Source organism: Pseudobutyrivibrio sp. YE44 (assembly GCF_900104335.1).
Taxonomy (GTDB): domain Bacteria; phylum Bacillota; class Clostridia; order Lachnospirales; family Lachnospiraceae; genus Pseudobutyrivibrio.
This window is the reverse complement of the sequence record NZ_FMXT01000001.1, coordinates 806,338-820,363: the sequence shown is the minus strand read 5'-3', so window position 1 is coordinate 820,363 and position 14,026 is coordinate 806,338. Positions and strand designations below refer to the sequence as shown.

The following is a 14,026-nucleotide window of genomic DNA, read 5'->3' as shown; positions in this document are numbered from 1 at the left end:
TATGTCAAAGGTTATAGAAAATCCAAGAAGTGGCTGCGTGCTTCACGGTGCACTTCAAACGGTGCAGGAGATAAAGGGGGCTATCCCAGTTGTTCATGCTAATGCAGGCTGTGGAGTAATTAATCAGCTAGTTGATAGCAAAAGTACAAGTGTTGCCAGTGGTGTGTCTGGTGTTGGAATCCCAGGAACAGTAGCACAGGAACGTCATGTAATTTTCGGAGGAGCGTCACGTCTTCGCGAACAGATAAAAAATACAGCAAAAATAATAAATGGCGAATTATTCGTTATCCTAAATAGCTGTGAATCTGCAATGGTTGGAGATGATGTTGATGCCATGACTAGAGAAATCGTGGAACAGGGAGAGCCTGTAGTTGATACTCTAGGAGCTGGTTTCAATGGAAATGCATATCAGGGTTATGAAAATGTGTTGGTTGATATTTTAAAAGGAATTCCAGGTATAAAAAATGTAGAGGAAGAGAAAGATACAAAGCTTATCAATATTTTTGGAATAGTACCTTATAAGGATGTTTATTGGCAGGGAAATCTTGAGGAGATTAAAAGAATCTTTGAAGCTGTTGGCTTAAAGGTAAATTTATTCTTTGGAACATTTGGCGGTGTACAGGATTTGGTGGATGCATATAAAGCATCAGCCAGTATCGTATTTTCACGATGGGGAGAAGCACCTGCAAAGTTTCTAAATGATAAGGCTAATATTCCTGTATTAAATGTAGATACTCTTCCAGTAAATGTGGATGAAGAGGAAAAACTACTTCGTTCGGTAAGTCAATACGCTGAAGTCAGTGAAGAGGATGTCGATGCTTTTATTGAACAGGAAAGGGATTATCAAAATAGTTTCATTTCACAGGTTGTTGCAGCTAGAAATAAAAATGATTTGTCAAAACGAGTGGTTATAATTGGTGATGAAGAACAGTCATATAGATATGCTAAGATTCTTAACGATTATTTCGCTGCAGAGGTTGCCAGCATTGTTATAGTGGATGCAAAGGCAAAGGATGAGCTTCACGAGAGAAATAATTCTGATATTCTTAATGATCTGGCAGAAAAGGTTTATTATTCACAGGATAAAAAGGAAATCGAAGGGATAATAAAATCAAGTAATGCGGAATTGATATTGGGAAGTTCTCTTGAAAAAGGCTTGGAGGAAAAGCTAAATATTCCTTTACTGGAAGTATCATATCCAATATATCATAGTTTTATTTTAAACAGAGCAAGTGTTGGAACTAGAGGTGTTTTAGCATTTGTAGAAAACTATGAATCTCGAATTGAGAAGTATGAGGATGCCGAAAAGACTTCGCTTATATCAAGCTTTAAATCTCTGAAGGCAGAAGATAAATGGATTGATATATCTCAAAGAGGTATAGTTTCTAAGGATTTATCTGCTTCAAGAAGAAAACAATTATACAACTAAATAGCGAACTGACCAGACAACTAGAGGTTCGATCATAAGTTTATCAAGAACTGACCAGACAACTAGAGGTTCAAAATCACTTAAACATTTAGTGGTTTTGGGCCTCTTTTTTTATTCAAAGGAGAAATACGGCATATGAAAAAAGTATTAATAGTCAGTGCTTTAGACAAGGAAGTAGAAAATCTCGAGAAGTACATTTTGAAAAAAGATATTTGGAGAAAGATAGGTGAAAACCAATATATCAATGACAACAATAGTATTGAAGTTTATGTGAAGGTACTAGGAGTTGGAAAGGTAAATGCAGCATTTCAGACGGCAGATGCCATTAATTATTTTTCCCCAGATTTAATCGTAAATATAGGAGTAGCTGGTGGATTGGATGATGACCTTAAGGTTGGCTCAGTTGTCATTGGTAAGGAATATGTGCAGGTTGATTTGAAAACCTTACTTCCAGAAAATTTCCCAACTATTAATGGTACTCCAGCGGAACTGATAACTGAGCTTAGTAAGATAGCTGAGGAAAAGGGAGTTAATTATAAAACAGGAAGACTTGCAACAGGTGATTTTGTTTTATTTGAGGGGAGAAAACGTAGACAGATAAAGAAGCAATTTAAACCATTATCTTTTGATATGGAAACAGCTGCCATAGCCCAGGTCGCCACGGCTAAAGATATTGATTTTGTGGGGATTAGGTCATTTTCTGATATGGCAAATAGAAAGACCATAAAAAAACTTAGCTTGTCTTTGGAAAACGACGAAAAGAAACAAAAACTCAAGGAAAAGGTTTTCGGAATTCCAGGGGAAATCATAGTGGATTATATTGAAAAGATTTCATAGAAAAAAGGAGGAAAAAGAAATGAAGAAATTAGCAATGTTATTACTTTCGGCAGTAGTGTCAATAGGTGTTGTTGGGTGTGGCACCACATCATCATCAACCGTAGAAGCAAACGAAAAAATCGAAGTAGGTAGTGATTTAAAGGATGATACAGTAATAAGAGTTGGAAGACAGCCTGGCGATTTATTAGCGAACATAGCTGAACATAATGGTTATTTTGAGGAGGAGGGTTTGACTATAGATACACAGGTTTTCAGTTATGGACCACCTATTATAGAGGCACTTACTGCTGGGGATTTAGACATTGGATTTATGGGAGATCAACCAGCTTTCTCAGCTATATCAAATGGCGTAGATATTGAAATTATTTCAAAGACTAGAGCATCAGATAAACTTCATGGACTATTGGCTAGAAATGATTCTGGAATAGAAACTCTCGCTGATTTAAAGGGAAAGAAAGTGTCAGTTCCATTTGGTTCTAATGCACAGCCACTGTTATACATTTATCTTGATTCCGTTGGTTTAACAGAAGATGATGTTGAAATCTTAAATTTGGGTGTGGCTGATGGAGTTACAAGTTTATTGGCTGGTGATATTGATGCTGCTATTGTGTGGGAACCTCATTTTAGAGCAGTTGCTGAAAAAGAGGACAGCATTCATGTTGTTGCAAATGCGGAAGGCTATAAACAGTATGTATCAATTACAGTAGACAGAGCAGAATTTGGAAAAGAGCATCCAGACTTGGTGGCTAAGTACTTAAAGGCACTTGATAAAGCTGCAAAATGGTCAGTTGAGAATCCGGAAGAAGCAGCTCAAATTATAAAGGATATTGATGATGTTGATGTTGATACAACATATAAGACAATAATTGATTCTGAAATAAGTGTAGGAATAGATAGCAACAATATTAATGCCCTAGTAGAAGGAGAACAGCAGTCCTTTACCTATGGATTAATCGAAAAGGATTTTGATATTACTGAGTATATCAATACTGACTACTTAGAACTTGCAAATATAAAGTGAGGACACGCCTATGGTAAAAATTAATTCTATTAAAAAATATATTAGTCCAGTATTTATTGCGATTTGGATTCCAATACTGATTGTGATGTTTTGGTATATAGGAACAGAATCAGAAGTGTTGAATAATTCAGTTTTTCCAACTCCAGGTAAGTTATTTTCAACATGGAAAGAGATGGTTTTTGATGGGAAATATTTGAAACATGTTGTAGCTAGTTTTTCTAGAGTCATTAAAGGTTTCTTTATAGGAAGTATTTTAGGGTTGGCTCTTGGTATAGTAATTGGTCTTTATGATTTTGCAAATAAATCAACTATTGCATTGATTGGAATGCTTAGACCAATCCCTGCTATTGCACTGATTCCCCTTATGATTTTATCTATGGGAATTGGGGAGGAATCAAAGGTTGCTGTAATTGCTTTAGGAAGCTTTTGGCCTACATTGATTAATACTATCTCAGGTTTAAAGTCCATAGATGCCAAATTTATAGAGGTTGGAAAAATGTTTGAGAAGAATAAAAAGCAGGTACTATTTTCAATAATAATTCCTGGAGCTACTCCATATATTTTTACTGGCTTGAGACTGGGAGTGAGTAGTTCATGGACTTGTGTTGTTGCAGCTGAGATGATTGCTGCATCTGCAGGAATAGGATTTTTAATATCCTATGGTAGAGAGATGGCCCAACCTGCAACACTTTTCATTGGAATTATATCTATGGGTATTTTTGGATTACTTATCGAATTATTAATGATAAATATTCAAAAGCGAGCATTGTTTTGGGCACCTAGTAACAAATAATTAAAAAAGGAGATTGATATGGCAGAGACAAAATTGGATCAGGAATTGTTGGCGGAGATTAGATTAAAAAATGAGCTTCAGGTAGACGGATTAAATTTTGATCCAGAAATCTTTAAGGATTTGGAGCTTGGTACAAAGTACAAGGAACAGGTGAATGTACTTTTTTCAAGTGATAGACATGCTCATGTGGCATACAATTTCCCAGTATGCCTGATTACACCAAAGGGAGGATATCAGGTACGGGTAGTATGGGATAAGAGTAGTGATTATACCCTCAAATATGAGGATGGTAGATACTTTATTGAGCATAAGAATCAGATAGTATTAGATAATGTTCAGTTTGCTAAACGAGCAAATTACTACAATCTTAAAACCTCAGATGGAACAGATATGAGAACTGTTGCTGTAGATTATGGCTATGGTCATATGTTTGTATCCTATAGTAATGAATGCTTCTTAAAGGATAAAGGTTTAGATTGTCTGTTCTGCAATATAAATGCTACTAAAGCATTATATGGAGAGAGAGATAAGGTTTCCTGGAAGACGCCACAGCAGATAGCAGAGACAATAGCTGCTGGTTACAAAGAAGGCTTTAATAAGATGACAGTAAGCGGAGGTTTCATTCCTGAACGTAGAGAAGTTGAATACTACATTGATGTGGCAGAGGCAATTCAAGAGGCTACCGGATTAGATGACTTTAATGGAACTGCTTGTGTTGGAGCAACTAAGGACTTTTCAGTATTTGAGAATTATAAAGAGGCTGGCTTTAGAACTATTGCTAGCAATATTGAGATTTGGAATCCTAAGATTTTTGATGTTATTTGCCCAGGTAAAACAGAGTATTGTGGAGGTAGAGATAACTGGCTGAAAGCCTTGGAATATGAGGTGGATGTATTTGGCAAGTTCAATGTTAGATCAACAATGGTATCAGGTATTGAACCAAAGCAGTATACAATAGAAGGACTTGAGTATCTGGTTGAGCATGGTGTTGTTGCGTTGCCTAGCCAGTGGAATCCAAATTGCGGATCAGCTCTTGAAGGACACAGAACACCAAATGCAGAGTGGCATTGGGATGTATTTGAAAAAGCTGTGGCGATATATCGTAAAAACGGATTGACATGGCAACAGTTTGCAGATGCTACAGCAGGTAGTGACAGTGTTGCTCATGATCTGTTTAGACTCTACGAAGGTATTCCAACCTCAGAGGTTATAACACCTTCTCCAGTCATTACATCTCCAAAGACACTTATTGCAGATGCTAGCTAAAAGGAATCAAAAACTATGATTTTAGATATGACGAAAGGGAATATTTCAAAAATCCTTTTCAGATTTGCTATACCTATAGCTGCTGGGAATATGCTCCAGCAGCTATATAGTCTTGTGGATGCCGTAATAGTAGGTCAGTATGCAGGAGTGAAATCCATGGCGGCAATTGGAAGTGCAACAAATACAGTTTCACTTCTCATAAATATAGCAGTAGGACTTAATATGGGAACCAATGTTATTCTGGCAGCTCATTTCGGAGGGAATGATTATTCAAGATTAAGCAAAGGTGTTATTTCAGCTTTAAGATTGGCTTTAATCATTAGCATATTATTCTCTGTAGGAGGAGTTTTTGCTGCTCCTTACGTATTTGAATTTATGCTTACACCTCAGGAAATGATGTCAGAATCATTAGCTTATATACGGATTTATTTAAGCGGTCTTCTATTCTTATTTATTTTTAATATAAGCATTGCCATACTACAGGCTTTAGGGGATTCCAAAACAACACTTAAATCACTTGTAGTATGTGCAGTGGTAAATATTGTTTTAGATATTATCTTTATCAGGAATATGAGGCTTGGAGTAGCAGGTGCTGCATTAGCTACGGTAATTGCAGAATTCATTTGTTGTATATGGTCTAGCTCTGTTCTTTATAGGACGTTAATTAGATTAAAGATAAAAGACTGGAATAAAAAAATAGAATTGGAAGAAACACGAAGAATTGTGAATGCAAGTGTTCCAGCTATAGTACAAAGAAGCGTTATAGCGATTGGTGTTACAATTATGCAATCATTAATTAATTCTTATGGGATAAATGTAATGGCAGGATATGCTGCAGCTACAAAGATAACAGCCCTTGTAACTTTACCAGTAATGGATATAGGTAATTCGATTGCAACCTTCACTGCTCAAAATTACGGAGCACATAAAAAGGAAAGGGTTGAAAGGGGAATCTGGTCTGCAATCATGCTAGATATTCCATTTTCTATAATAATTCTTATATTAGTATTCACCTCGGGCACCAGACTTTTGTCATTATTTATAAAGGATGTGGGCAATTATGAGGCAATGAATTTTGGGTTGAGATATTTGTACATTATCTGCATATTTCAAATTATTCAAGGTGTCCTTCAAGTATATAATGGCGCTATTAGAGGTGCTGGGGATTCAAGAGGATTTATGATTAGCTATTCTTTAAATCTGTTATGTAGAGTTTTATCAGGATATATATTAGCCTATTTTGGGGGACTAAACTTTATTCCTTTTGCCTGGCCTATTGGCTGGCTGGTGGGACTTCTAATTGGATACTACTGTTATAGGAAAATATATGATGCAAACATTAGGAACTTTATATGAATTTCATAGGGAGGTAGAATAAATGGGAATTACATTAAAAGAGTATCAGGATTACTTGGTTGAGAATAAGAGCCTTGTTTTAGCAACTGTTACAGAGAATTGCACACCTAATCTAAGGCATATTGGTGCTTACAATGTAGATGGTACAGATATAGTATTTCAAACCAAAAAGGACACTGCAAAGGCAACTGAAATTAATAATAACTCCAATGTGGCTGCTATATTTCAGCATGAGGGACAATCTGGTTTAAAAAATATTACTGTATATGGACAGGCGGAGTTACTTGAATTAGATAAGGCAGATAAGGCTGTTGAATTGATTAAGGAGAGGAGGCCACAGTTTCAGTATAATTCAGAACTAAATAATATATATAAGATTAGAGTTCAGCAGATAAAGAAATTGGATTTTTCGTTAGATGAAAAAGTTCAATTGATAGATGTTGCTCAACTAGCATAGAAGTAAGCCCCATCAGCCATTTGGCTGATGGGGCTTGCTGTTTATTCAAACACGCTGGCGCAGTCTTTTAGTCTTTCAATGATATTTATGTGCTGTGGGCAAACGCTTTCACATTGTCCGCACTGAACACAGGCGCTGGCAACACCTTTGTCCTTAGTTACCTTTTCATAATCCTGCTGGCTAGTCTCAGTCTGTTCCCAGATAAGCTGTTTGTTTCTAGCAGAGAAAATCTCTGGAATAGGAATCTGCATTGGGCAGCCATCAGTGCAATAGTGACATGATGTACAAGGAATGGAATCTATATTGTCCAGAATTTCCTGTGCCTTCTTAATAACATTTTGTTCTTCAGGCGATAATGGTTTGAAATCACTCATGTATGAGAGATTATCAGCCATTTGTTCCTCAGTAGACATACCAGAAAGTACTGTGATAATTCCATCCAATGAGGCAACAAAACGGATAGCCCAAGATGCAATACTCATTTCTGGATTAGCTTCTTTCAATAGCTTTTTGACAGTAGCAGGAGGGTTTGCAAGAGTTCCACCCTTGATTGGCTCCATAACGACGATGGATTTGCCGTGTTTTCTTGCTACCTCGTAGCAGCCCCTAGACTGAACATCAGGGTTGTTCCAGTCAGCATAGTTGATTTGAAGTTGTACAAACTCTGCATCAGGATGGGCAGTCAAAATCTCGTCCAATCTTTCTGGAGTAGAGTGGAAAGAAAAGCCGTAATGCTTAATAAGCCCTTTTTCTTTCATTTCCTTTACATAATCCCAAAGATGCCACTCTTCATATTTTTTATAATTGCCATCCTGAAGGGCGTGAAGGAGATAATAGTCAATGTATCCTGCGCCAGTGCGCTCTAAGCTAGTAAGAAGCTCTAGTTTTGCGCTCTCTTCATCGTGTGCAGCAAAGGAACCAAGCTTGGTAGCCAAGGTATAGCTTTCTCTAGGATATCTATCTACAAGAGCAGCTTTAGCAGCCTTTTCAGATTCACCACCATCATAAACAAAAGCAGTATCAAAATATGTAAGACCTGCATCCATAAACATATCAACCATTTTCTTGGTACGTTCAATGTCAATCTTTGATGGATTATCCTTTTCTTTAGGCAAACGCATTAACCCAAAACCTAGCTTTGGTGTCTGTTCTCCAAAATATTTTTCTTCCATAATTAAACCCCTTTTACTAAACAATTTACCAGTTAAAATAACTATAACATAGCCAATTCTTATAAGGCTAGTATAAAGTCGTTTTATAGTGAAGAAATACCTATTGACTGAATAGGTAAATATATTTATAGTAGTTACAAACTTTGTAAAAATAATAACTAGGGGATATTGTTATGTTTGTAATTTCGCTAAATCATAAAACTTCTGAAGCAGGATTTAGAGAAAAGTTGGCTTTTGATGAAATAAAGAGAATTTCTTTTCTAAATAGATTAAAAGATGAAGGCTACACACAAGTTGTATATGTTTCTACATGTAATCGTTGTGAAATATATAGTGTAGGAAAATCTTCCAAGGTTGTATCAGTATGGGCAGATATGGCAGGAGTTGATATAGATGAATTAAAGGAGTCTCTATTATTCTTTGATGGCAAAGGTGCTGTTAATCATCTGTTTCATGTTGCTGCTGGATTTGATTCCATGGTTCTAGGAGAAGATGAAATACTTAGACAAATAAAGGATGCCTATCAGTTTTCAAAGGAAAAAGGATTTACAGACTATGAGCTGAATACCATCTTTCAAGCGGCTATTAGCTGTTCTAAAAAAATCAAAACCAAGACTAAAATTTCAAAGACAGCTGTATCAATTGCATCCCTTGCGGCTAAAAAGATTCATGGCTTTAAACCTGGAAAAAAGAAGGTTATGATAATGGGGGCCACTGGTGATACAGGAAATAAGGTTTTACTTAATTTACTATCTTATGGCGATTGTAAGATATATGCTACTAAGCATATTCATCATATAGGAAATCCTAATGTAGAATCTATTCCATATTCAGAAATATACGATTATATTAATCAGATGGATGTGATAGTATCTGCTACAAAAAGTCCACATTATACCATCACAGCTGGTAAGCTTAAGAATATTGAGCTGGATGATAAAAAGAGACTTTTCGTAGATTTGGCGGTACCAAGAGATGTGGACGAAGATGTAGTTGAATTTAAGGGGATTGACCTTATAACAATCGATGATTTTTCTGCCATAGCAAAGGAAAACAATGTCCTTAAGAAAAAGGAAAAGGAAAATGGTGAGTCCATTATAGAGGATGAGTTGGATACCCTTTTAAAGGATTTGACCTTTCATAATAATAGAGAGGGATTTGAACTTATGAAGACAACTTGCAAGGAGGACTTTGAACATTTTGTTTATAAGTTTAAAGATATTGCCTCGGCTGAAGAATTTGACAGCTTTATGAACGTTTTAAATAAAATGCAGGAAGTGTAGAAATGAGAAGATTTAGAAGATTAAGACAGACAAAAGAAATGAGAAGCTTTGTTAGAGAACACGAGGTTTCTGTTAAGGACTTGATATATCCTTTGTTTGTTATTGAAGGTCAGAATATTAAGAATGAAGTTCCTTCAATGCCAAACATTTATCAATATTCGTTAGATACAATTGATGAGGAATTAGATAGAGTTGTAGCGGCAAAAATACCTGCAATTCTATTATTTGGTATTCCAGCTTATAAGGATGAAAAGGGCAGTGGTGCCTACGATGACGAGGGAATTACACAGCGTTGTATCAAATATATAAAAGAGAAATATCCATCTCTAATAGTTATTGCAGATATATGTCTTTGTGAATACACTTCCCATGGACACTGTGGGCTTGTATGTGAAGGGCATATTTTAAATGATGAGACACTGCCACTTCTAGCAAAAATGGCTGTATCTATGGCTAAGGCAGGTGCGGATATTGTAGCACCATCAGATATGATGGATGGACGAGTAGCTGCTATAAGAGATGCTCTGGATGTTGCTGGATATATCAATACACCAATTCTCAGCTATAGTGCCAAGTTTGCATCAGGCTATTACGGCCCATTTAGAGATGCTGCAGGCTCTGCACCTCACTTTGGAGATAGAAAGTCCTACCAAATGGATCCAGCAAATGGCAGAGAAGCAATGCGAGAAATAGAGGATGATTTAGAAGAGGGAGCAGACATGATTATTGTAAAGCCTGCTCTTGCATATCTTGATATTATGAAGGAAGCAAGGGAGTGCTTTGATGTTCCTTTTATCACCTATAATGTTAGCGGGGAATATTCTATGGTTAAGGCAGCAGCAGCAAATGGTTGGATTGACGAGAAGCGTATAGTTCTTGAAAATATGACTGCTATGAAGCGAGCTGGTGCAGACAGGATTATTACCTATCACGCTTTAGATGTAGCAAGATTTTTACAGGAAGAGGATAACTAATAATGAGCACAAAATCAGAAACTTTATTTAATGATGCAGTTCAGTGTATCCCAGGTGGAGTAAATTCGCCTGTCAGAGCATTTCGTGCTGTAAAACGTACTCCTGTTTTTATTGATCATGCTAAGGGAAGTCATATTTATGATGTGGATGGTAACGAATATGTAGATTATGTATGTTCCTGGGGTCCGATGATTCTAGGACATGCATATCCTTCAGTAGTAGACGCTGTGAAGGCAGCTTGTGATAATGGTCTATCATATGGAGCTCCTACATCTAAGGAAACAGTACTTGCTAATCTTATTCTTGAAGCGGTTCCATTTATGGGAAAGGTACGTCTTGTAAATTCTGGCACAGAAGCTGTAATGAGTGCAATTAGAGTTGCAAGAGGGTACACAAAAAGGGATAAGATTGTAAAATTTAGAGGGAACTATCATGGACATAGTGATGGTTTGCTGGTTACTGCAGGCTCTGGCCTTCTTACAGAATCCAACCCAGATTCTGCCGGAGTGCCAAAGGGATATACTGCAACAACGCTTCTTGCAGACTACAATGATGTGGCTTCAGTAGAGGCTTTGTTTAATGCCAATAAAGGCGAAATAGCAGCAGTCATAGTAGAACCTGTAAGTGCCAATATGGGTGTTGTACCTCCAAAGGAGGGATTCTTGGAATTTCTTCGTAGAATCACTAAAGACAACGGAACTTTGTTGATTTTTGATGAGGTTATTACTGGTTTTAGATTAGCATACGGTGGTGCCTCAGAGTATTTTGGCATTCAGCCAGATATGATTACCTTTGGAAAGATTGTTGGAGGTGGAATGCCGCTTGCTGCATATGTAGGTACAGACGAAATAATGGAAGTTGTTGCACCTGTTGGTGATGTTTATCAGGCTGGAACTCTTTCTGGAAATCCTATTGCTGTTACAGCAGGCATTGAACAGCTAAAAGCATTAAAGGCAGATAAAGATATTTATATTCGTATAAGCGAATTTGCATCAAGGCTTGAACAAGCGTACTTAGAAAAGGGCATAACTGTTAATAGAGTCGGCTCATTACTTTCGCCGTTTTTTACAGAGGCAAACGTAAATGGATATGATGATGTCTTAAAATGTGATACTGAAAAATTCGCTGAGTATTTTAAGCATATGTTAGACATGGGAATATATGTGGCTCCAAGTCAATTTGAGGCGATGTTCATATCGGACGCACATACAAAAGCGGATTTAGAGAAGACAATAGAGGCAATAAAAAGCTTTTAATATAAAAAAAGCTCATTAATATATAGAGAAAAACAGATTAGTGCTAGTTATAGAATTCATCTATAACTAGCACTAATTTTTTCTTTGAACACAGGGGATTGTGGGGTATTATAACATCTGTTAACATACCTACTAACCCGATAGGTATATAGATAAAAGAAATGGAGGTATGGGAGAATGAAAAGAAGATTTATTGCACTTGGACTTGTTTTAGCGCTTACAGCATCGGTGACTACAGGTTGTGGAAGTACTTCTTCAGCAGCTGCTGCAGATTCAGCTGCTGGTGGAAATAAAGAGACAATAGAACTTACAAATGTTTCTTATGATCCTACAAGAGAGCTTTATGCAGCATACAACGAATTGTTTGCAAAGCATTATGAAGAAGAGTTCGGTCAGAAGGTTGAAGTAACACAGTCACATGGTGGATCTGGCAAGCAAGCTCTTGAGGTTGCAAACGGTCTTGAGGCAGACGTAGTTACACTTGCACTTGAAGGTGATGTTCAGGTGGTGGCAGACGCAGGACTTATTGATGATGGGTTTACATCAGAGTTTGATTTAGATAGCTCACCATATACATCAACAATTGTTTTTCTTGTTCGTTCAGGAAATCCAAAGAAGATCTATGATTGGAACGACTTAATTAGAAAGGATGTTGGAGTTATCACACCAAATCCTAAGACTTCTGGTGGTGCGATGTGGAATTATCTTGCGGCTTGGTATTACTTCGAGCAGCAGGGACAGTCAGAGTCGGAAATTCTTGATTCAATCAAGCAGCTTTATGCGAATGTAGTTGTTCTTGATTCTGGTGCAAGAGGGGCTACAACATCCTTCGTAGAGAACAAGCAGGGTGATGTACTTCTTGCATGGGAAAACGAGGCATTCCTTTCACTTCAGGAATATCCAGGTGAGTATGAAATCGTAGTTCCTTCAGTATCAATCCTTTGCCAGCCTACTGTTGCAGTAGTTGATGAAGTTGCAAAGAAGCATGGTACAGAGGATGTGTCAAAGGAATACTTAAGCTACTTATATTCTGACGAGGCACAGGAGATTGAGGCTCAGAATTTCTATCGTCCAAGCACAAAGGCAATCTATGATAAATACCTTTTCTCAGCTGAATCAAACACTATCACAGAGGTTCCAGCTGATGGCAAGTGGATTAATGACAATATCACATTAACAGACATTAATCACTTTGGTGGATGGACAAAGGCTAGAGCTACACACTTTGCTGATGGTGCAAACTTCGACAGTATTTATGAGCAACAGTAAAAAGCTTACCAGTTAAAAATATTATTGGAATGGGTTTTACCCATTCCAAATTTTGTAGAGAGGACTATAAGATGAGAAAAAGAAGAAGTGTTATACCCGGATTTGGAATTTCATTAGGAGTGACGATTACCATACTTAGCATAGTCGTGTTAATTCCACTTTGTTCTCTTGTAGTCTTTTCTGCAAAGTTGAGTTTTTCAGAATTCGTAAATACGGTGACGACACCCAGGGTGTTATCTGGATATTATGTAAGTATTTCAACAGCTTTTATTGCATCTGTGATAAACGTGATAATGGGACTTATCCTTGCATTTGTTTTGGTTAGATATGATTTCAAAGGAAAGCGATTTATTGATGGAATCATTGAACTTCCGTTTGCGCTTCCAACAGCCGTAGCAGGTATATCCTTAACACACCTTACAACAAATAATGGTTGGATAGGCTCTTTATTTTACAATTTATTCGGAATAGAGATCGCTTACACAAGAATAGGTATTACTATTGCACTTATTTTTATAGGTATTCCATTTGTTGTAAGAAGTGTTCAACCGGTACTTGAAAAAATAGATATTCAATATGAGGAAGCCGCTTTTATTTTAGGGGCAGATTCAAAGACTACATTTTGGAAGGTTATTTTCCCAGAGATATTACCTTCTATTATTTCTGGATTCACCTTAGCCTTTGCTAGAAGTATTGGCGAGTATGGAAGTGTAGTCTTCATCGCAGGTAACACTCCATTTGAAACTGAGATAGCACCTCTTTTAATTATGGCACAGCTTCAAGAATATGATTATTCCGCTGCAACTTCAATCGCGTTAGTGATGCTTGGAATTGCTGTAGTGATTTTATCTGTAAATGCCATAATTCAAAGTGTTGTATCAAAACGTGTTAATGGACTTGCTTAGGAGGTGTC

Annotated in this window: 13 protein-coding genes; 12 read left to right on the top strand and 1 reads right to left on the bottom strand. The window is 37.0% G+C overall.

Features of this window, described 5'->3' with window-relative positions:
• Window position 1: 1 nt before the first annotated feature.
• The 7 genes from BLR54_RS03880 to BLR54_RS03850 all read left to right on the top strand — a co-directional run bounded on the left by BLR54_RS03880 (window position 2) and on the right by BLR54_RS03850 (window position 7,159).
• Window positions 2-1,429: a nitrogenase component 1 gene (locus BLR54_RS03880; protein WP_090417110.1), complete on the top strand. Its 1,428-nt coding sequence runs from the start codon at window positions 2-4 to the stop codon at window positions 1,427-1,429.
• Between the two features lie 135 nt (window positions 1,430-1,564).
• Window positions 1,565-2,266, top strand: coding sequence for a 5'-methylthioadenosine/S-adenosylhomocysteine nucleosidase (mtnN, locus tag BLR54_RS03875; RefSeq protein ID WP_090417108.1), 702 nt, complete (start codon window positions 1,565-1,567; stop codon window positions 2,264-2,266).
• Window positions 2,267-2,285: 19 nt separating this feature from the next.
• Window positions 2,286-3,287, top strand: coding sequence for an ABC transporter substrate-binding protein (locus BLR54_RS03870; RefSeq protein ID WP_090417106.1), 1,002 nt, complete (start codon window positions 2,286-2,288; stop codon window positions 3,285-3,287).
• Window positions 3,288-3,297: 10 nt separating this feature from the next.
• A complete protein-coding gene (locus BLR54_RS03865) occupies window positions 3,298-4,080 on the top strand; it encodes an ABC transporter permease (protein WP_090417104.1) in 783 nt (260 codons plus the stop codon).
• An 18-nt stretch (window positions 4,081-4,098) separates the two neighbouring features.
• Entirely contained in the window at window positions 4,099-5,346 is a 1,248-nt protein-coding gene (locus tag BLR54_RS03860) for a radical SAM protein (RefSeq protein WP_090417102.1), read from the top strand.
• Window positions 5,347-5,361: 15 nt separating this feature from the next.
• Entirely contained in the window at window positions 5,362-6,702 is a 1,341-nt protein-coding gene (locus BLR54_RS03855) for an MATE family efflux transporter (protein ID WP_090417100.1), read from the top strand.
• 22 nt (window positions 6,703-6,724) lie between these two features.
• Entirely contained in the window at window positions 6,725-7,159 is a 435-nt protein-coding gene (locus BLR54_RS03850) for a pyridoxamine 5'-phosphate oxidase family protein (RefSeq protein ID WP_090417097.1), read from the top strand.
• Window positions 7,160-7,200: 41 nt separating this feature from the next.
• Here BLR54_RS03850 and BLR54_RS03845 read toward each other — a convergent pair whose 3' ends face one another.
• Window positions 7,201-8,331 carry an aldo/keto reductase gene (locus tag BLR54_RS03845; protein ID WP_090417095.1) on the bottom strand — a complete coding sequence of 377 codons (1,131 nt, stop codon included), beginning with the start codon at window positions 8,329-8,331 and terminating at the stop codon, window positions 7,201-7,203.
• A 173-nt stretch (window positions 8,332-8,504) separates the two neighbouring features.
• Here BLR54_RS03845 and hemA point away from each other — a divergent pair, with 173 nt between their 5' ends.
• The 5 genes from hemA to cysT all read left to right on the top strand — a co-directional run bounded on the left by hemA (window position 8,505) and on the right by cysT (window position 14,018).
• Window positions 8,505-9,614 carry a glutamyl-tRNA reductase gene (hemA, locus tag BLR54_RS03840; protein WP_090417093.1) on the top strand — a complete coding sequence of 370 codons (1,110 nt, stop codon included), beginning with the start codon at window positions 8,505-8,507 and terminating at the stop codon, window positions 9,612-9,614.
• Between the two features lie 2 nt (window positions 9,615-9,616).
• On the top strand, window positions 9,617-10,588 hold the full coding sequence (gene hemB, locus BLR54_RS03835) for a porphobilinogen synthase (RefSeq protein WP_090417091.1): 972 nt from the start codon (window positions 9,617-9,619) through the stop codon (window positions 10,586-10,588).
• Between the two features lie 2 nt (window positions 10,589-10,590).
• The gene (gene hemL, locus BLR54_RS03830; RefSeq protein ID WP_090417089.1) at window positions 10,591-11,844 is read left to right on the top strand and encodes a glutamate-1-semialdehyde 2,1-aminomutase; all 1,254 of its coding nucleotides are present in this window, start codon (window positions 10,591-10,593) and stop codon (window positions 11,842-11,844) included.
• Window positions 11,845-12,021: 177 nt separating this feature from the next.
• Window positions 12,022-13,113: a sulfate ABC transporter substrate-binding protein gene (locus BLR54_RS03825; protein WP_090417086.1), complete on the top strand. Its 1,092-nt coding sequence runs from the start codon at window positions 12,022-12,024 to the stop codon at window positions 13,111-13,113.
• Between the two features lie 71 nt (window positions 13,114-13,184).
• The gene (gene cysT / locus BLR54_RS03820) at window positions 13,185-14,018 is read left to right on the top strand and encodes a sulfate ABC transporter permease subunit CysT (protein ID WP_090417084.1); all 834 of its coding nucleotides are present in this window, start codon (window positions 13,185-13,187) and stop codon (window positions 14,016-14,018) included.
• The last annotated feature ends 8 nt before the right edge of the window (window positions 14,019-14,026 follow it).